General features: G+C 72.0%; 15 protein-coding genes. 4 read left to right on the top strand and 11 right to left on the bottom strand.

Annotated features, from left to right (window positions below; genetic code table 11):
• Positions 1–98: 98 nt before the first annotated feature.
• The gene (locus ACH4TV_RS33180; protein ID WP_398404682.1) at positions 99–1,094 is read right to left on the bottom strand and encodes a DUF2510 domain-containing protein; all 996 of its coding nucleotides are present in this window, start codon (positions 1,092–1,094) and stop codon (positions 99–101) included.
• Between the two features lie 377 nt (positions 1,095–1,471).
• Here ACH4TV_RS33180 and ACH4TV_RS33175 point away from each other — a divergent pair, with 377 nt between their 5' ends.
• A complete protein-coding gene (locus ACH4TV_RS33175) occupies positions 1,472–4,153 on the top strand; it encodes an ATP-binding protein (RefSeq protein ID WP_398404680.1) in 2,682 nt (893 codons plus the stop codon).
• A 24-nt stretch (positions 4,154–4,177) separates the two neighbouring features.
• Here ACH4TV_RS33175 and ACH4TV_RS33170 read toward each other — a convergent pair whose 3' ends face one another.
• The 8 genes from ACH4TV_RS33170 to ACH4TV_RS33135 form a co-directional block, all read right to left on the bottom strand.
• Positions 4,178–4,969 carry an SDR family NAD(P)-dependent oxidoreductase gene (locus ACH4TV_RS33170; RefSeq protein ID WP_398404678.1) on the bottom strand — a complete coding sequence of 264 codons (792 nt, stop codon included), beginning with the start codon at positions 4,967–4,969 and terminating at the stop codon, positions 4,178–4,180.
• 63 nt (positions 4,970–5,032) lie between these two features.
• The gene (pcaD, locus tag ACH4TV_RS33165; RefSeq protein WP_398404676.1) at positions 5,033–6,160 is read right to left on the bottom strand and encodes a 3-oxoadipate enol-lactonase; all 1,128 of its coding nucleotides are present in this window, start codon (positions 6,158–6,160) and stop codon (positions 5,033–5,035) included.
• Entirely contained in the window at positions 6,157–7,530 is a 1,374-nt protein-coding gene (pcaB, locus tag ACH4TV_RS33160; protein ID WP_398404674.1) for a 3-carboxy-cis,cis-muconate cycloisomerase, read from the bottom strand. The genes pcaD and pcaB overlap by 4 nt, the downstream gene beginning before the upstream one ends.
• Positions 7,527–8,108 carry a protocatechuate 3,4-dioxygenase subunit alpha gene (gene pcaG, locus ACH4TV_RS33155; RefSeq protein WP_398404672.1) on the bottom strand — a complete coding sequence of 194 codons (582 nt, stop codon included), beginning with the start codon at positions 8,106–8,108 and terminating at the stop codon, positions 7,527–7,529. Before pcaG ends, pcaB begins: the two co-directional genes overlap by 4 nt.
• On the bottom strand, positions 8,108–8,881 hold the full coding sequence (gene pcaH, locus ACH4TV_RS33150; protein ID WP_398404671.1) for a protocatechuate 3,4-dioxygenase subunit beta: 774 nt from the start codon (positions 8,879–8,881) through the stop codon (positions 8,108–8,110). The genes pcaG and pcaH overlap by 1 nt, the downstream gene beginning before the upstream one ends.
• A gap of 9 nt (positions 8,882–8,890) precedes the next feature.
• A complete protein-coding gene (locus ACH4TV_RS33145; RefSeq protein WP_398404669.1) occupies positions 8,891–10,102 on the bottom strand; it encodes a thiolase family protein in 1,212 nt (403 codons plus the stop codon).
• Positions 10,099–10,746, bottom strand: coding sequence for a CoA transferase subunit B (locus ACH4TV_RS33140; protein WP_398404667.1), 648 nt, complete (start codon positions 10,744–10,746; stop codon positions 10,099–10,101). The genes ACH4TV_RS33145 and ACH4TV_RS33140 overlap by 4 nt, the downstream gene beginning before the upstream one ends.
• Positions 10,746–11,501, bottom strand: a complete 756-nt coding sequence (locus ACH4TV_RS33135) for a CoA transferase subunit A (protein ID WP_398404665.1) — start codon at positions 11,499–11,501, stop codon at positions 10,746–10,748. The genes ACH4TV_RS33140 and ACH4TV_RS33135 overlap by 1 nt, the downstream gene beginning before the upstream one ends.
• 221 nt (positions 11,502–11,722) lie before the next feature.
• Here ACH4TV_RS33135 and ACH4TV_RS33130 point away from each other — a divergent pair, with 221 nt between their 5' ends.
• Together ACH4TV_RS33130 and ACH4TV_RS33125 are read left to right on the top strand one after the other, a co-directional pair.
• On the top strand, positions 11,723–12,187 hold the full coding sequence (locus ACH4TV_RS33130) for a MarR family winged helix-turn-helix transcriptional regulator (RefSeq protein ID WP_398404663.1): 465 nt from the start codon (positions 11,723–11,725) through the stop codon (positions 12,185–12,187).
• 94 nt (positions 12,188–12,281) lie between these two features.
• Positions 12,282–13,040, top strand: a complete 759-nt coding sequence (locus ACH4TV_RS33125) for an IclR family transcriptional regulator (RefSeq protein WP_398404661.1) — start codon at positions 12,282–12,284, stop codon at positions 13,038–13,040.
• Positions 13,041–13,101: 61 nt separating this feature from the next.
• Here ACH4TV_RS33125 and ACH4TV_RS33120 read toward each other — a convergent pair whose 3' ends face one another.
• Both ACH4TV_RS33120 and ACH4TV_RS33115 read right to left on the bottom strand, forming a co-directional pair.
• On the bottom strand, positions 13,102–14,100 hold the full coding sequence (locus tag ACH4TV_RS33120) for a DUF3048 domain-containing protein (protein WP_398404659.1): 999 nt from the start codon (positions 14,098–14,100) through the stop codon (positions 13,102–13,104).
• A 133-nt stretch (positions 14,101–14,233) separates the two neighbouring features.
• Complete coding sequence (locus ACH4TV_RS33115; protein WP_398404657.1) at positions 14,234–15,304, bottom strand: ATP-dependent DNA ligase; 1,071 nt, start codon at positions 15,302–15,304, stop codon at positions 14,234–14,236.
• Positions 15,305–15,378: 74 nt separating this feature from the next.
• Here ACH4TV_RS33115 and ligD point away from each other — a divergent pair, with 74 nt between their 5' ends.
• Positions 15,379–16,389: a non-homologous end-joining DNA ligase gene (gene ligD, locus ACH4TV_RS33110; protein WP_398404655.1), complete on the top strand. Its 1,011-nt coding sequence runs from the start codon at positions 15,379–15,381 to the stop codon at positions 16,387–16,389.
• Positions 16,390–16,552 lie beyond the last annotated feature (163 nt).

Below are 16,552 nucleotides of genomic sequence, written 5' to 3'. Positions count from 1 at the left end.
GCGGCGCGCACCCCCCGGCCGGGTGGGGTTCCTCTTGAGCGGAGAGGCGCCCCACCCGGCCGACTCACTTCCATCGACCGGGGAGGTGCGTCAGCGGGTCAGACGTCCTGCCCGCTGCCGCCGGCCGACGAGACCTTGATGCCGGCGGTGATCTCGTCGATCACCGACTCCTTCTGGTCCGCGTCGATCCCGAAGCGGACGACGACGATCTGCTGCGGGTTCGAAGGCGCCGGGAAGGCCAGCGACTCGACGAAACCGTCGGCGCCCTTGCTCGTGACGGCCTTCCAGCGGACCAGGTAGCCCTTCTGTCCGGCCACGGTCACCGCCTTGGAGGCCAGCACCTCGTGCGAGGTGATCTTCCCGTAGGTCGTGCCGCCGTAGGACTCCTCGGCGTTGGCCTCGATGTCCGCCTTCGCGACGGCCTCGGCCGTACTGCCCGCGGTGCCCAGCGCCAGCGAGGGTGCCGAGTACGCCCCGCCCTTCGTGCACGTCTTCGTCGTGTCGCCCGGGCACTTGTACGAGCTGTCCGAGGTCACCTGGCCGCCCACGGTGATCGACTGGCCGTACCAGCCGTCGGGGATCGGGATGCTGATCCCGTTGACCGGGTCGGGCACGGAACCGCTGTCGATCTTCGGGCTCTCCGAGGGCTCGGACTGCTCCGGATCCGGTGTCTGTCCGCCCGAACCACCCCCGGGACCGCCCGACCCGCCGCCGCTCTGGCCGCCGGGACCGCCCTGTCCACCGGTTCCGCCCTGTCCGCCCGGCACCTGCGAGCCCACGGTGCTGCCGCCGTCGTCCTTGGTCAGCGCGTACACACCGCCGCCTATGCCGGCGAGGACGGCGATCGCCACCGCGACGGCTATGCCCGTGCGCAGTCCGCGCCGGCTGCCCGTCGGTGGATGCTCGGGATACACCGGGTACCCCGGGTAGGCCCCGGCGGGCGAGGGCTGCACCGGGGGGCCCCAGGCGGCGGCCGAGTCCTCCGGACGGGTCTGTTCCGTCCATGCCCTGCCGTCCCACCAGCGCTGGGTGGCGGGACCGTCACTTGTCTGCCCGGGATCGGCGTACCAGCCGGGGGGAGTCTCCTGCGTCATGCCCCCACCGTATGAGGCTCGGGTGAAAGGCGGATGAGAGGAGTCGCCTTTCCGCCGGGAATCACGGAGAAAGGCGGTCCGGGATGCGGAGATAGCGGGATACGAGAGGTCAGGTCAGCCTCTCGGGCGGCCCAGGGGTGGCCCGGAGAGCGGCGCAGCGGGAGTGAGTCTGCCGGTGGCGGGAAGTTACCTTCATTTCAAGGGCTGTTGACTGTCGAAAACTTTCACAGCGGCTGGTGGCGGGCCCGTCGCGTCGACCTCCCGCACTCCCTGTCACTCGTCTCGGGAACACCTGGGCGGACCCGCCTCCACTCCGGCAGCCGGAGGGCTAGTCTCAAGTTCTGTACGTCGTTCAGGCGACTTGGGGAGGTAGCGGGATGACGGAGGAACGGCCGGAGGCGGCCGGCTCTGCCGCCCTGTGGGAGCGGGACACACAAGTCGCCGCCGCCGAGCAGGCGATCGACAATCTGCGTGCCGACAGCTCCTCCTCGGGCAGTCTGCTGCTCTTCACCGGCGAGGCGGGACTCGGCAAGACCGCGCTCATGGCCGAAACCCGGCGCATGGCCGAACAGCGCAACTGCACGGTGTGGTCGGTGCGCGGCGGCGAGACCCTCAAGTCGGTCCCCTTCAACGTCGTCAGGCAGCTGCTCCAGCCCGCCCTGATGTCGCTGATGCCGGAGGAGGCCCGCGAATACCTCGGCGACTGGTACGACATCGCCGGCCCCGCCCTCGGCATAGCGGAACCCGGCGACCGCAAGGCCGACCCGCAGGGCGTGTGCGACGGCCTGGTCGCGGCCGTACGGCGGCTCGCCAAGCGTGAGTGGCCGCTCGTCCTGCTCATCGACGACGCGCACTGGGCCGACCAGGAGACCCTGCGCTGGCTGGCCGCGTTCGCCGAGCGGCTCGACGACCTGTCCGTCCTGGTCGTGGTCGCCCGCAGGCCCGACGAGGCCGTCGGCGAGAGCGCCGACTACCTCGCGGCGGTCGCCGCGGCGGCCGGTCCCGTCCCCACGCTCGACGCCCTGACTCCGGCTGCCGCCGCCGGCCTCACCCGCGCCACCCTCGGCCCGCACGCCGACGGCCCGTTCTGCCGCGAGGTGTGGGCGGTCACCGCCGGCAACCCGTACGAGACCGTCGAACTCCTCGCCAAGGTCCAGGACGACGGGCTCGCCCCGATCGAGGAGTCCTGCGGCAAACTGCGCGAACTGAACAACTCGGCGCGCGGCGGCGGCCTCGTCGCCCGTCTGCATGAGCTGGGTGTCGAAGCCACCCGCTTCGCCCAGGCGGCGGCCGTTCTCGGCAAGGGCATCACCGTCGACCTCGTGGCCCGGCTGGCCACCATGAGTCACAAAGAGGCCCACCACTGCGCCAACCTCCTGCGCACCGCCCGCTTCCTCACCGAGCCCGTCCCGACGGCCGGCCAAGTCGCCGACGGGGACCTGGAGTTCGTTCACCCGCTGATCGCCACGGCTGTCTACGACTCCATCCCGGACGCCACCCGCACCTTCATGCACGGCATCGCCGCCCAGGTCGTCACGGAGTCCGGGCGTGGCGCCGCCGCGGCCTCCCAGCATCTCCTCCATGTGTATCCGGAGGACGACGAGGAACTCGTCGACCAGCTGCGCGAGGCCGCCCGCGAGCACCAGGCGGTCGGCGCCCCCGACGCGGCCCGCCGCTGTCTGGAGCGCGCCCTGCTGGAACCGCCCCTGCCCGAGAGCCATGCGCACGTGCTCTACGAACTGGGCTGCGCCACCCTCCTCACCGCGCCCGCCACCACCATCGAACACCTCCAGGCCGCGCTCGCCATGCCCGGCCTCGAAGGCGCCGACCGCGTCGACGCGGTCGTCCGGCTCTCCCAGGCGCTGCTGCACAACAACCAGTTGGAGCAGGCCGTCCGCACGGTCGAGGCGGAGGCCGCCCGGCACGGACCGGGCCAGGCCCGGATGCGGTTGCAGGGCGTGCACTTCATGTGGGAGGGCCTCTACGGCGGTGACGTGAGCGCGCCGGGCCGCTCCGAGCGCCTCGCCGACCTCGCCCGCCCCTGCACCGGCCGGGACAACTCCGAGCGTGCGCTGCTCATACTGCGCGGCTTCGACGCCATGACCCGCGGCGAGAACGCCGAGGAGGTCGCGGAGGTGTGCGACCGCGCCCTCGTCAACGGCCGTCTTGCTCCCGGGCTCGGCTGGACCGACCCCGAGTGGGGCATCGAGCTGCTGATGATGCTGGCCTGCTCCTACGCCTACACCGACCGTCTCGACCGCGCCGAGGCCCTCTACAACGAGGCGCTGCGCGACTACACGACCGCGGGCTGGATGGGCGGCCACCTCTCCCTCGCCCATGCGTACGTCGGTCTCGGACACCGCAGGAGGGGCCGCCTCAGAGAGGCCGAGACCTCGCTGCGCGAGTCCCTGCGCCTCGCCGAGCGCGTCGGGCGCGGCCTGCCCCTGTACTGGTCGGCGACCTGCAACCTCGTCGACACGCTGCTCGCCCGCGGCCATGTGGAACAGGCCTGGGAGATCGCCGAGCAGTATGGCTTCGCCCCGCCCTACCCGTCCACCATCGTGCTGCCCGAGCCCCGCGCCGTCCGCGGCCGGCTGCTTCTCGCCGTCGGCCGGACCAAGGACGGCATCAACGAGCTGGAGGCCGCGGAGAAGGCGGCGACCGCGCGGGGCCACCACAACCCGGTGCTCGCCACGTGGGCCGTCGACCTCGCCCGGGCCCTGGCGGTGGAGGACCCGCTCCGCGCCGCCCGTCTGGCCGCCGACGCCCGCCGCCAGGCCGAGCGCTTCGGCACGGACACCGCCATCGGCGAGGCCCTGCGCTGCGCGGCGAGCCTGGAGACCGGCCAGCGGGCGGTCCGCCTGGCCGCCAAGGCGGTCGCCTACCTGGAGTCCTCACCCTGCCAGTACGAACACGCGGCGGCCCGCGTCGAGTACGGAATCGCCGCCCGCTCGGTCGCCGAGATCCAACGCGGCCTGACCCTGGCCAAGTCGTGCGGCGCAGACGGCCTGGTGGCCCAGGCACGGGAGGTCCTGGAGACCGGACGGGGACTGCGCTGACCGACCAGGGCGCCGGTACGGAGATCAGGTCCGGAGCAACTGCTCCGTGACCTTCTCCAGGCGCCCCCTCACCTCGTCGTCGTACGCCGCCTCGTGCGCCCGCGAGGGGCTCGTACCGTCGAAGTAGCGCCCGCTGCCCGACTCCCGGGTCACCAGCGCGAGGACACCGGCCGCGCCGTCGCCGACGCTCGACCAGGGGGCGACGCCGGCCTCGCGGACCATCGCGGTGTCCATGTAGGTGGCGGGGTGCAGCACGTTGACGGAGATGTCCCGGGCCGCCAGCTCCTCGGCGAGGGTGAACGTGTGGGCGGCAAGCGCGAACTTGCTGCGGACGTACGCGGTCGTCCCGCTGTAGCCGCGGGTGAGTTCGGGATCGTTGAAGTCGAGGGGTGCCTGGCCGACCGAGCCGACGTTCACGATCCGTGAGGGCGCGCCCTCGCGCAGCGCCGGCAGCAGGGCGCGGGTGAGGACGACCGGCGCGAGGTAGTTCACGGCGAGCCGCAACTCGTGCCCGTCGGCGCTCAGTTCACGCCCGGCGCCGGGCGGACCGGCCCCGACGCCCGCGTTGTTGACGAGCACGTCGAGACGCGGGTGCGCGGCCGAGACCTCGGCGCCCAGCGTCCGTACCGCGGCGAGCGAGGCGAGGTCGGCGACGAAACCCTCGGCGTCGCCCTCCGCCCGCAGCTCCGCGACGAGTTGCCCGGTGCGGCCGGGATCACGCCCGTGGGCGAGCACGGTGTGACCGGAACGGACCAGCTCGAAGGCGACGTACCGGCCGAGCCCCGAGGTGGCGCCGGTGATCAGAACAGTGGACATGCCTCCAGCGTAGGCACGGGAGGCAGGCTGTACGAGATGCCACTGAGCCTACGACCGGCAGGATCAGGCTTCTGCGCCGTCCTCCTCCGCGAGGACGCGCTGCGCCGCCGCGAAGGCCGAGTTGGCCGCCGGGACCCCGCAGTACACGGCCGTCTGGAGCAGTACCGCGCCGATCTCCTCGGGCGTGAGCCCGTTGCGGCGGGCGGCGCGGACGTGCATCGCCAGCTCGTCGTAGTGGCCGTGGGCGACCAGCGCGGTGAGTGTGATCATGCTGCGCTCGCGCCGGGTGAGCGTCGGGTCGGTCCAGATCTCGCCCCACGCGTAGCGCGAGATGAAGTCCTGGAAGCGGGCGGTGAAAGGCGTCTGGCGCGTCTGCGCCCGGTCCACGTGTGCGTCGCCGAGGACCTGCCGCCGCACCTCCATGCCCCGCGGGGCGACTGTCCCGAAGTGCGGGCGCAGCGCGGTCAGTACGGCCTCCGGGCACTGCGCGACCGCCAGGTGCGAGGCGCCCGGCAGCTCGACGAGCGTGGTTCCCGGCACGGCGTCCGCGATCTCCCGCAGATGGGCCGGGGGAGTGGCCGGGTCCTGGCGCCCGGCGACGAGCAGCGTGGGCACACCGATCTCGGCCAGCCGGTCGCGCAGGTCGAAGGTGCCCAGCGCGTCGCAGCAGGCGGCGTACGCGTCCGGATCGGCGCTGTGGTGATCCGCGACCAGCTCCGGCACGGTGAACCCGGGCGTGAACCAGCGCGCGTCGGCACTCTCCGCGAGCCCGGCGAGCCCCTCGCTCCGCACCAGCGCGGCCCGCTCCTCCCACGGCTTGCTGCCGTTGAAGTGGGCCGAGGAGCAGAGAACGGCGAGCGACGACACCCGCTCCGGGTGGTGGACGGCCAGATGCAGACCTACGGCACCGCCCAACGACACGCCCGCGTAGGCGAATCGGTCGATCCCGAGCGAGTCGGCGAGGGCCAGCACCAGCGCGGCCAGATCACCGACGGTGGCCCCGGGCCCGATCAGCTCGGGCGCCGAACCCCCGTGCCCCGGCAGGTCCCAGCGGACCACCCGGTGGGTCACGGACAGCTCGGGCGCCACCTTGTCCCAGAGTGCGTACGACGTCCCGAGCGAGGGCCCGAGCAGCAGCGGGGGAGCGGTGGCGGAACCCTCGATGCGGTGGTGCAGCAGCTTGTCGGTCACGGTCGCTCCAGCGCACGGTCGGTGAGGGCTCCGGCGGAGCCGGTGTAACGGGCGGGGTCGGTCAGCTCGTCGAGGGGCAGGTCCTTCAACTCCGGCTCCTCGGCGAGGAGTTCGGCAAGTGACCGACCCTCGGCGTAGGTGCGGGCGGCGACTTCGGTGAGCAGCGCCTTCGCACGGGCCCGGCCCAGCACGGGCGCGAGTTCGGCGGCCAGCCGCTCGGAGACGATCAACCCATGGGTGAGGCCCAGGTGTTGGCGCATGACGTCCGCGTGCACCCGCAGCCCCTCCGTCAGTTCGGCTGCGTCCCGGGCGGCGCCCCCGGTCACCCGGAGCAGCTCCCTGAGCGGCTCCCACTCGGCGTGCCAGGCACCGGCCGGCCGCTCGTCCTCGGCGACGAGCGCCCCGTACAGCGTGGCCGCGAGCTGCGGCGCGCGCCGGGCCGCGGCGGCGATCAGCGTCGACCGTACGGGATTTGCCTTGTGCGGCATCGCGGACGAACCGCCGCCGCCGGCCTCGGAGACCTCGGCGATCTCGGTGCGGGCGAGGGTGAGCACATCGACGGCGATCTTCCCGAGAGCGCCGGCCGTGAAGGCGAGCGCCCCGGCGAGGTCGGCGACCGGGGTGCGCAGGGTGTGCCAGGGCAACACGGGTTCGGCGAGGCCGAGTTCACGGGCGTAGGCGGCGACCAGGGCCCGGGTGTCGACAGCGCCCTCGGCCGCCCCGAACACGGTGAACGCGGCCAAGGTGCCTGCGGCGCCCCCGAGTTGGGCGGGCAGGCTGTGCCGTACGGCCGTCGCACGATCCCGTGCGTCCAGGACCAGGGAGCGCCAGCCCGCCGCCTTCAGACCGAAGGTCGTCGGTACGGCGTGCTGGGTGAGCGTGCGGCCCGGCATCGCGGTGTCGCGGTGATCGGCGGCCAGCCGGGCGAGGGCCCGTACGGTGCGGTCGAGGTCCGTCAGGACCAGGGCCAGGGTGCGGGTGGCGACCAGCATCGTCGCCGTGTCCAGGATGTCCTGACTGGTGGCTCCCCGGTGGACGTACGGCCCGTACTCCGCGCCGACCGCCGCCGTCAGGTCCGCGACCAGCGGGATCACCGGGTTGCCGCCGGCGCGGGCGCGCAGCGCGATCGACCGCACGTCGAAGGCGGACGGGGAGGCGGCTGCCGTGTCGACCGCCGCGGCCGCCTCCGCCGGAGCCAGCCCCAGCCCGGCCTGCGCGCGGGTCAGCGCGGCCTCCGTGTCGAGCAGCGCCCGCAGATACGCGGTGTCACTCGTCGCGGAGGCCGCCGGAGAACCGGCCCACCCGGGGGAAAGCAGACCGGCGTCGGCGTCGGCGTTGGACTCGGCATCGGCAGGTGGTGGTGGTGTCACTCGAACTCCAGGAAGACCGTCTCGCCCTCGCCCTGAAGGCGGATGTCGAAACGGTACGTCCGCCGGTCGCCCGCGGCGGCGACCAGCGTGGCGCGCCGCTCGGCCGGCAGGGAGTCGAGCAATGGATCGGCGCCGTCCGCCAGATACGCACGCGTGTACAGGTGGGTCAGCAGGCCGCGCGCGAACACGCACACGCTGATGTACGGCAGCCCGGTGTTGCCCGGGGGCAGCGTGTACAGCGCGAAATGCCCGTCCGCGTCCGTGGCGACCCGCCCGAAGCCCGTGAAGTCGGTGCCGTTGCGGCCCAGGTAGCCGCCCGTCACCGGGTCGCGGCGCAGCGAACCGGGGGCGCCGGTGAGAGAGCCGTCGGGCGCCGCCTGCCAGAACTCCAGCAGGGCGTCCGGGATCGGCTCGCCCTCGCCGTCCAGGACGTATCCGTGCAGGGTGATCGTGTCCGGGTGGCCCTTGGGCGCGACCTGCTCGCCCTCGGGAAAGGGGAGCGCGTACCCGTAGAAGGGGCCGACGGTGTGGGACGGGGTGGGGAGAAGGTTCTCCGGGGACTTCGGGGAGACGCTCATCAGTCGCGGCCTTCTTCGATCCAGGTGGCGGAGGGACCGTCGAGGACGATGTCCCACTCGTAGCCGAGCGAGAACTCGGGCTGGGACAGGTCGTGGTTGTACTGGGCGACGAGACGGTCGCGGGCGGCCTCGTCGGTCACCGAGCGCAGGATCGGGTCGTAGCGGAACAGCGGGTCGTTCGGGAAGTACATCTGGGTCACGAGCCGCTGGGTGAACGCCGTGCCGAACATCGAGAAGTGGATGTGCGCGGGCCGCCAGGCGTTGGTGTGGTTGCGCCACGGGTACGCGCCCGGCTTGATCGTCGTGAACCGGTACCGCCCCTGATCATCCGTCAGGACCCGTCCCACACCGGTGAAGTTGGGGTCGAGGGGCGCCGGGTGCTGGTCCCGCAGATGCGCGTACCGGCCGGAGGCGTTGGCCTGCCACAGCTCGATCAACTGGCCGCGCACGGGCCGCCCGTTGCTGTCGAGGAGCCGGCCGGAGACGGTGATGCGCTCGCCGAGCGGCTCGCCCTGGTGCTGGACGGTGAGGTCGCTGTCGATGGCGGTGATGTCGGTGACGCCGAACACCGGCCCCGACAGTTCGACCGTCTCCGGGTCCCCGCCGCTCACCGAGACCAGCGGCTGCTTCGGGTAGCGCAGTACCGAGCTGCGGTACGGGGCGTAGTCGCGCGGCGGATGGTTCTGTACGGGCGCGCCTTCGGCGACCGCCTTGTCATAGGCGTCCTGGAGGTCGCCCATCTCGTTGTCGATGTCCGACTGGGTGAGAGCCATGGGGAGTTCCTAGCGTTCGAGGACGAGGGCGAGGCCCTGGCCGACGCCGATGCAGAGGGTGGCGACACCAACTCCGGTGCCCTTGCGGGCGAGTTGGTGGGCGACGGTACCGGCGAGGCGGGCGCCGGACGCGCCGAGGGGATGGCCCAGGGCGATGGCGCCGCCCTGGGGGTTGAGGACTGCGGGGTCGAACTCGGGCCATTCGGCGACGCAGCCGAGGACCTGGGCGGCGAACGCCTCGTTGAGTTCGAGAGTTGACAGGTCGTCAAATGTCTTGCCCGCCTTGGCGAGTGCCCGGTTGACGGCTTCGACGGGGGCCAGGCCGAAGTAGTGCGGGTCGATGGCCGAGACGCCGGTCGCGCTGACGCGGGCGAGGGGTTCGCGGCCGGTGGCCTTCAGGCCCTCCTCGTCGACCAGGAGGAGGGCGGCGGCGCCGTCGTTGAGCGGAGAGGCGTTGCCCGCCGTGACCGTGCCGCCCTCGGTGCGGAAGGACGGCTTGAGGCGGGCCATGGCCGCGAGGGAGGCGTCGGCGCGTACGCACTCGTCGGCGGCGAAGACGACCGGGTCGCCCTTGCGCTGCGGGATCGCCACGGGCGCGAGTTCGGCGTCCAGCAGGCCCGCCTGCTGCGCTGCGGCGGCCTTGCGGTGGCTGTCGAGGGCGAACTCGTCCTGCTGCTCACGGGTGATCTTGTGCTTGTCGGCGATGAGCTCGGCGGACTCGCCCAGCGGGACGGTCCACTGCGGGTCCATCTTCGGGTTGGTCATGCGCCAGCCGAGGGTGGTCGAGTACAGCTCGGTGTGCCCGGCGGGAAACGGCCGGTCGTTCTTGGGCAGGACGTACGGGGCGCGGGTCATCGACTCGACGCCGCCCGCCACGGCGATGGACGCGTCACCGACGGCGATGGCCCGGGCCGCCTGGATGACGGCTTCCAGGCCGGAGGCGCACAGCCGGTTGACGCTCACACCGGGGACGGAGGTGGGCAGGCCGGCGAGGAGGGCGGCCATGCGGGCGACGTTGCGGTTGTCCTCGCCGGCGCCGTTGGCGTTGCCGAAGTAGACGTCCTCGATGCGGGAAGGGTCCAGGTCCGGCGTACGGGCGAGGAGTTCACGGATGGCGTGCGCGCCGAGGTCGTCCGGTCGCACCGAGGACAGGGCGCCGTTGTAGCGGCCGATCGGGGTCCGTACGGCGTCGACGATGTAGACGTCCTTGAGACGGTTCACGGCTGGATCTCCTCCGGGATGCGGACCTTCGCGGCGGTCTTCGCCACGATCTCCTCGACGGTGACGCCCGGCGCGGTTTCCACCAGCACGAGCCCGTCCGCGGTGACGTCGAGAACACCCAGATCGGTGATGACCCGGTTCACACACGCCTTGCCGGTGAGCGGCAGTTCACACTGCTCCAGGATCTTCGGGGAGCCGTCCTTCGCGGTGTGCGTCATCACCACGATGACCGTGCGGGCCCCGTGGACCAGGTCCATCGCGCCGCCGATCCCGGTGATCAGCTTGCCCGGGATCGCCCAGTTCGCCAGATCCCCGCCCGCCGAGACCTGCATGGCGCCCAGCACGGCGACATCGATGTGCCCGCCCCGGATCATCCCGAACGAGAGCGCGGAGTCGAAGAAGGAGGCGCCCGGCAGGACGGTGACCGTCTCCTTCCCGGCGTTGATCAGGTCGGGGTCGACCTGGTCGTCCGTCGGGTAGGGGCCGGTGCCCAGGATGCCGTTCTCCGACTCCAGGATCACCTCCACACCGGCGGGGAGGTAGTTGGGGATCAGCGTCGGCAGCCCGATCCCGAGGTTCACGTACTGCCCGTCCTCGAGTTCACGCGCGGCCCGCGCGGCCATCTCCTGCCTGCTCCAGGCCATCAGCTGCTCACCGTCCGCTGCTCGATCATCTTGGCGTTCGCCTGCTCGGGAGTGAGGGCGATGACCCGCTGCACGAAAATCCCGGGCAGGTGCACCGCGTCCGGGTCGATCTCGCCGGGCTCGACGAGTTCCTCGACCTCGGCGATGGTGATCCGCCCGGCCATCGCCGCGAGGGGGTTGAAGTTGCGGGTGGACTTGTTGAAGACGAGGTTGCCGTGCCGGTCGCCCTTCGCGGCCCGCACCAGCGCGAAGTCGGTACGGATGCCGCGCTCCAGCACGTACTCGGTGCCGTCGAACTCCCGCACCTCCTTCGCCGGTGAGGCGAGCGAAACGCCGCCCTGCCCGTCGTAGCGCCACGGCAGACCGCCGTCCGCGACCTGCGTGCCGACCCCGGCCGGGGTGAAGAACGCGGGAATCCCGGCGCCGCCGGCCCGCAGCCGCTCCGCGAGGGTGCCCTGGGGGATCAGCTCGACCTCCAGCTCACCGGCCAGGTACTGGCGGGCGAACTCCTTGTTCGCGCCGATGTAGGAACCGGTGACGCGGGCGATACGGCCCGCTGCGAGCAGCACCGCGAGGCCGGACTCCATGGCCCCGCAGTTGTTGGACACCACCGACAGGCCGGAGACCGCGCGCTCGTACAGCGCCTGGATCAGCACGTTCGGCACCCCGCTGAGTCCGAAACCACCCACCGCGAGCGACGCGCCGTCCGGCACATCGGCCACCGCCTCCAGGGCTGTGGCGACCACCTTGTCCATCCGTGAAGCCCCATCTCTTCTGAGCGTCTTCCGAGCCGGATTACTCAGGGCACTGAGTATTTCAGCAAGGTTTCCCTCACGCTGCCACTCCCTGGTCACGCCGTCAAGGGCCGCAGGAAAACAGCAGGTGAAAGCCGTGTTCGCAGGTTGGAGACAGTGTGGGCGTCTGGATGTATCGTCAGTGCACCAACTAAATTCTGTACCCGACCCCAGGAGCGGACATGGCCGCGGCGGACCTCTCCACCCACCCCGGGCACCTCGCCCGGCGACTTCAGCAGGCGCACTACCTGCTGTGGAACGCGATGGTCTCCGAGGAGATCACCTCGCCGCAGTTCGCGGTCCTGAACGCGCTGGTCGCCGAGCCGGGTCTGGACCAGCGCACGGTCGGGGAGCGGGTGGGCCTCGACCGGTCCACGGTCGCCGAGGTCGTCACCCGGCTCGGCCGCCGGGCTCTCATCGACAAGGTGCGCGACCCGGAGGACGGCCGCCGTTCCCTGCTGCGCCCCACGGAGGACGGGGTGCGCACGCACCGCAAGCTGACCGTGCGGACGGCCCGGATGAACCAGGTCTTCCTGGCCCCGCTCTCCGCCGCCGAACAGAACCTGTTCCTCGACCTCATCCAGCGCGTCGCCGACGCGGCGGAAGGGCTGCGCAACCCGGCGGAACCGCTCGCCTCCCAGCGCTGACCTCGTTCCCGCCCTGCGGCCGGGTCCGCCCAGCGGACCAGGAGCGGATACCGTGCGGGTGAGAGACCGTCGCGGAGTCGAAGGGGAACAGGGAATGGCAGCCGAGTCCGAGCCCGCGGGGATGCGTACCGTCCAGCGGGCCATCGACATCCTCGGGCTCTTCGACGAGATCCGGCCCGCGCTGTCCCTCCGCGAGATCGTCAGCGCGTCGGGGCTGCCGAAGACCACCGTGCTGCGACTGCTCCAGACCCTGCGGCTCAACGGACTGCTCTGGGTCGACGAGCACGGCCGCTACCTCGCGGGCCCCGCGCTGCTGCGCTGGTCCCGGCTCGCCGAACAGGCCTGGCGACTGCCGGCCGCGGCCCAGGTGCTGCTGCGCGAGCTGGCCGCCGAGCACAAGGAGACGGTGCACCTGTATGTGCGCCGGGACGTCCGCCGCGTCTGCGTCGCCCAGGAGGAGGGGCCGCAGGCGCTGCGCCAGGTCGTGCGGGTCGGCGACGAACTCCCGCTGTGGGCGGGCGGCGTGGCCAAGGCCCTGCTCCTCGACGCCCCCGACACGCTGCTCCGCCGGGTCGCGGAGACCTCGCCGCAGGGGGCCGGACATCTGGCGACCCTGCGCACGTGGATCGAGGAGGCCCGCGCCCACGGCTACGCCGTGAGCCACGGCGAGCGCGAGGAGGGGCTGTCGGCGGTGGCCGTACCGGTACGGGGGAGGAGCGGGGCCGTGGTGGCCGCGCTGTCCTTCGGAGGGCCGAGTACGCGGTTCACTCAGGAGCGGGTGACACGGTTCGCGGCGGCGCTGCGCGAAGCGGCGGGGGAACTGGCGCGGGCGGGACTGCCGTTCGACGCGTGAGGCATACGGCCGGACACCCGGCGTCGGACCGTATGGCTCACGCGCTCACGCGCCCACTCGCTCACGCCTTCGCGAACACCACCCACACCTGCCCCTTCGCGAAGTTCACCGAAGACCCGTCCGCCGTCGTGAAATCCGTCCCCTCCGAGGCCGATCCGCGCCGCCACTCCACGTCGAACGCCCGCCCGTCGCGCAGGACTTCGGCCCGGCCCGAGCCGACGGTACGGGTGTACGGCGAGTTGTTCCCGAGGACGTCGTGGAACTGCGACTCGCGCACCTGCACGTACTGCACGACGACCGTCGGGGAGGCGAGGCGCTTGCCGTCGGTCGTGACGGTCGGGGTGCCGTCCATCGACACCAGCCAGCCGTGCCGGTCCGCGGACCAGGTGAAGGTGAACCGCGCCGCCGGGAAACGCACCGTGCGCGAGTCCTCCGGGGTGCCGCCCGCGGGCGCTGCGCCGTAGCGGAAGCCGGTCGTCAGCGCGTCCGCTCCCGGCGCGGTGCCGAGCAGCCGCTCGGGGCGCAGATACAGATTGTGCGGCGCCACCTTGTCCTTGCCCCGGTAGTAGGCGCCGGACTGCGCCGACTCGGGCGACTTGGCGTGCAGCGGCGCCCGGTCGATCAGTGGCAGCAGCTTCTTCTGGGCCCCGGAGAAGGCGAGCGTCGGCTCGTCGAACTGGCGCAGCAGCTCCAGATCGGACTCCCGTGCGCTGCGCACCGGCCCGACGGCCTCCGGCAGCCGGGTCGCGTACACCGCCATCAGCCGGCTCAGACCGCCCTCGACCTGCTCGGCGTACACGATGTCCGCCGCCTCCAGGCCGGTCTGGGGGCGGGCAGCGCGTACGTTGTCGATCTTCACGGCGAGGACCGTGCCGGCGTTCATGGGGTCGTGCGGAGCGGGTTCCTGGCTCCGGCTGTGGGTCTCTCCGCGTCCGTCGTCGGACGGGCGGCTGTCCGACGAACAGCCGGCCATCAGGGAGGCCGTCACAGCGGCGGCCACCAGCGCCGCCACAGCTGTCCCACGGTGCCGCACCCGTGTCGTTCGCACCCTCTGTCGCATGCCCACCGTCGCCACCTAGTCCGTTCCTATGATTGTGCGCTTATCGGTTCATTGGTGGCCATACCCGGTCGGTTCCGATCGTGGGCGGCGAAAGGGCCGAACGGCCCAGGGAGGAGGCGTCCGGAGGGTGACCTCAGTCCTGCGGGCCGAGGATCTCCGCGAGGTCGTAGCCCACCGGCTCCTCCAGCTGGTCGTACGTGCAGCTGTCGGCCGTACGGTCCGGGCGCCAGCGGCGGAAACGGGCCGTGTGCCGGAAGCGCACCCCGTTCTCCATGTGGTCGTACGCCACCTCGGCCACCAGGTCGGGCCGCAGCGGGATCCACGAGAAGTCCTTCTTCGCCGACCACCGGCTCGGCGCCCCCGGCAACCGCGCCGCCTCGTGGGCCGCCTCGTCCGCCCAGGCGGCCCACGGATGCCCGGTCACGTCCGCCATGCGCAGCGGCTCCAGCTCCTCGACGAGATCGGCGCGCCGTTGCATCGAGAACGCGGCGCTCACCCCGACATGCTGGAGGGTGCCCCGGGCGTCGTACAGCCCGAGCAGCAGTGAGCCCACGACCGGCCCGCTCTTGTGCAGCCGGTACCCGGCGACCACCACATCCGCCGTCCGCTCGTGCTTGACCTTGAACATGACCCGCTCGTCCTGCCGGTAGCGCAGGGTGAGCGGCTTGGCGATCACACCGTCGAGGCCCGCCCCCTCGTACTGCGCGAACCACCGCCGCGCCACGTCGATGTCGGTGGTCGCCGGCGCCACATGAACAGGTGCGGTCACACCGGACAACGCCATGGTGAGCAGCGCGCGCCGGTCGGCCAGCGGAACATCGAGGAGCGACTCGTCGGCCAGCGCCAGCAGGTCGAACGCGACGAACGAGGCCGGGTTCCGCTCGGCCAGGGTCCGCACCCGGGACTCGGCCGGATGGATACGCTCGGTCAGCGCGTCGAAGTCGAGACGCCCCCCGAGCGCGATCACGATCTCGCCGTCCACCACGCACCGCTCGGGCAACCGCTCCCGCAACGCGGCCACCAGCTCGGGAAAGTACCTGGTCAGCGACTTCCCGGTACGGCTGCCGACCTCCACCTCGGCCCCGTCACGGAACACGATCGCGCGGAACCCGTCCCACTTCGCCTCGTACTGCATGTCCGGCGGGATCTTCGCCACGGACTTGGCGAGCATCGGCTTCACGGGGGGCATGACCGGCAGATCCATGGTTCGATTCTGCGCGCGCCCGCCCGTAATCGCCCGGTGTGCGAGCTTTGCCTGCTACGCCTACCGTGGCTCGCATGGGCGAAGCGGTGGAGCTCGAAGTGTTCGGCCGGACCGTACGGCTGTCCAGCCCCGGCAAGGTCTTCTTTCCGGAGCGTGGCTTCACCAAGCTCGACCTCGCCCAGTACTACCTCGCCGTCGGCCCCGGGATCCTGCGCGCGCTGCGTGAGCGGCCCACCACCCTGGAGCGCTACCCGGACGGGGTGAGCGGCGAGAACTTCTTCCAGAAGCGGGCGCCCAAGAACATGCCCGACTGGATCCCGACCGCCCACATCACCTTCCCCAGCGGACGCAGCGCCGACGAGATGTGTCCGACCGAGGTCGCCGCCGTGCTGTGGGCCGCCCAGTTCGGCACCCTCACCTTCCACCCGTGGCCGGTGCGCCGCGCCGACGTCGACCGCCCCGACGAACTGCGCCTCGACCTCGACCCGCAACCCGGTACGGACTACGAGGACGCGGTCCGAGCCGCCCATGAACTGCGCGCCGTACTCGATGAGTTCGGCGGTCTGCGGGGCTGGCCCAAGACCTCCGGCGGGCGGGGTCTGCATGTCTTCGTGCCGATCGAGCCGCGGTGGACGTTCACGCAGGTCCGGCGGGCGGCGATCGCGGCCGGGCGGGAGTTGGAACGCCGGATGCCGGAGCAGGTGACGACCAAGTGGTGGAAGGAGGAACGCGGGGAGCGGATCTTCGTCGACTACAACCAGACGGCCCGCGACCGCACGATCGCCTCCGCCTACTCCGTACGCCCCCACCCGCACGCCCCCGTCTCGGCGCCGCTGCGCTGGGAGGAGGTCGGCGACGCCCGGCCCCGCGACTTCGACCTCGCGACCATGCCCGGCCGTTTCGCCCAACTCGGCGATGTGCACGCCGACATGGACGACCACGCCTTCACTCTCGATGCCCTGCTCGAACTCGCCCGCCGCGACGAACACGAGCACGGACTCGGTGACCTGCCGTATCCCCCGGAGTACCCGAAGATGCCGGGCGAGCCCAAGCGCGTACAGCCAAGTCGGGCCCGGAAGGACTGACTTCGCCAACTTGGCTGCGGCGGAATGGATCAGACGGGCAGTCAGGGGCGTACGGGGCGGGAGTCAAGCCTCCCCGGTGCACCGGGCGCTGCCTCCGGGCGCCTTCCTCGGCGACGGCCGGACCTGCGACCGTACGGGCTCTGCGCCAGGACAAGTTCGACCT

Origin of the sequence: Streptomyces sp. NPDC020898, from assembly GCF_044333925.1 — a bacterium.
Taxonomy (GTDB): domain Bacteria; phylum Actinomycetota; class Actinomycetes; order Streptomycetales; family Streptomycetaceae; genus Streptomyces.
Note: the sequence above shows the minus strand (reverse complement) of the source record. Positions and strands in the feature narration are given on the sequence as shown.

What these genes read in the sequence shown, in the direction of transcription:
- ACH4TV_RS33180 (WP_398404682.1), bottom strand. Translation starts at nt 1,094, where the DNA reads ATGACGCAGGAGACTCCCCCCGGCTGGTACGCCGATCCCGGGCAGACA.
- ACH4TV_RS33170 (WP_398404678.1), bottom strand. Translation starts at nt 4,969, where the DNA reads ATGTCCACTGTTCTGATCACCGGCGCCACCTCGGGGCTCGGCCGGTAC.
- ACH4TV_RS33175 (WP_398404680.1), top strand. Translation starts at nt 1,472, where the DNA reads ATGACGGAGGAACGGCCGGAGGCGGCCGGCTCTGCCGCCCTGTGGGAG.
- ACH4TV_RS33115 (WP_398404657.1), bottom strand. Translation starts at nt 15,304, where the DNA reads ATGGATCTGCCGGTCATGCCCCCCGTGAAGCCGATGCTCGCCAAGTCC.
- ACH4TV_RS33130 (WP_398404663.1), top strand. Translation starts at nt 11,723, where the DNA reads ATGGCCGCGGCGGACCTCTCCACCCACCCCGGGCACCTCGCCCGGCGA.
- ACH4TV_RS33125 (WP_398404661.1), top strand. Translation starts at nt 12,282, where the DNA reads ATGGCAGCCGAGTCCGAGCCCGCGGGGATGCGTACCGTCCAGCGGGCC.
- ACH4TV_RS33135 (WP_398404665.1), bottom strand. Translation starts at nt 11,501, where the DNA reads ATGGACAAGGTGGTCGCCACAGCCCTGGAGGCGGTGGCCGATGTGCCG.
- ACH4TV_RS33140 (WP_398404667.1), bottom strand. Translation starts at nt 10,746, where the DNA reads ATGGCCTGGAGCAGGCAGGAGATGGCCGCGCGGGCCGCGCGTGAACTC.
- ACH4TV_RS33120 (WP_398404659.1), bottom strand. Translation starts at nt 14,100, where the DNA reads ATGCGACAGAGGGTGCGAACGACACGGGTGCGGCACCGTGGGACAGCT.
- ligD (WP_398404655.1), top strand. Translation starts at nt 15,379, where the DNA reads ATGGGCGAAGCGGTGGAGCTCGAAGTGTTCGGCCGGACCGTACGGCTG.
- pcaG (WP_398404672.1), bottom strand. Translation starts at nt 8,108, where the DNA reads ATGAGCGTCTCCCCGAAGTCCCCGGAGAACCTTCTCCCCACCCCGTCC.
- pcaH (WP_398404671.1), bottom strand. Translation starts at nt 8,881, where the DNA reads ATGGCTCTCACCCAGTCGGACATCGACAACGAGATGGGCGACCTCCAG.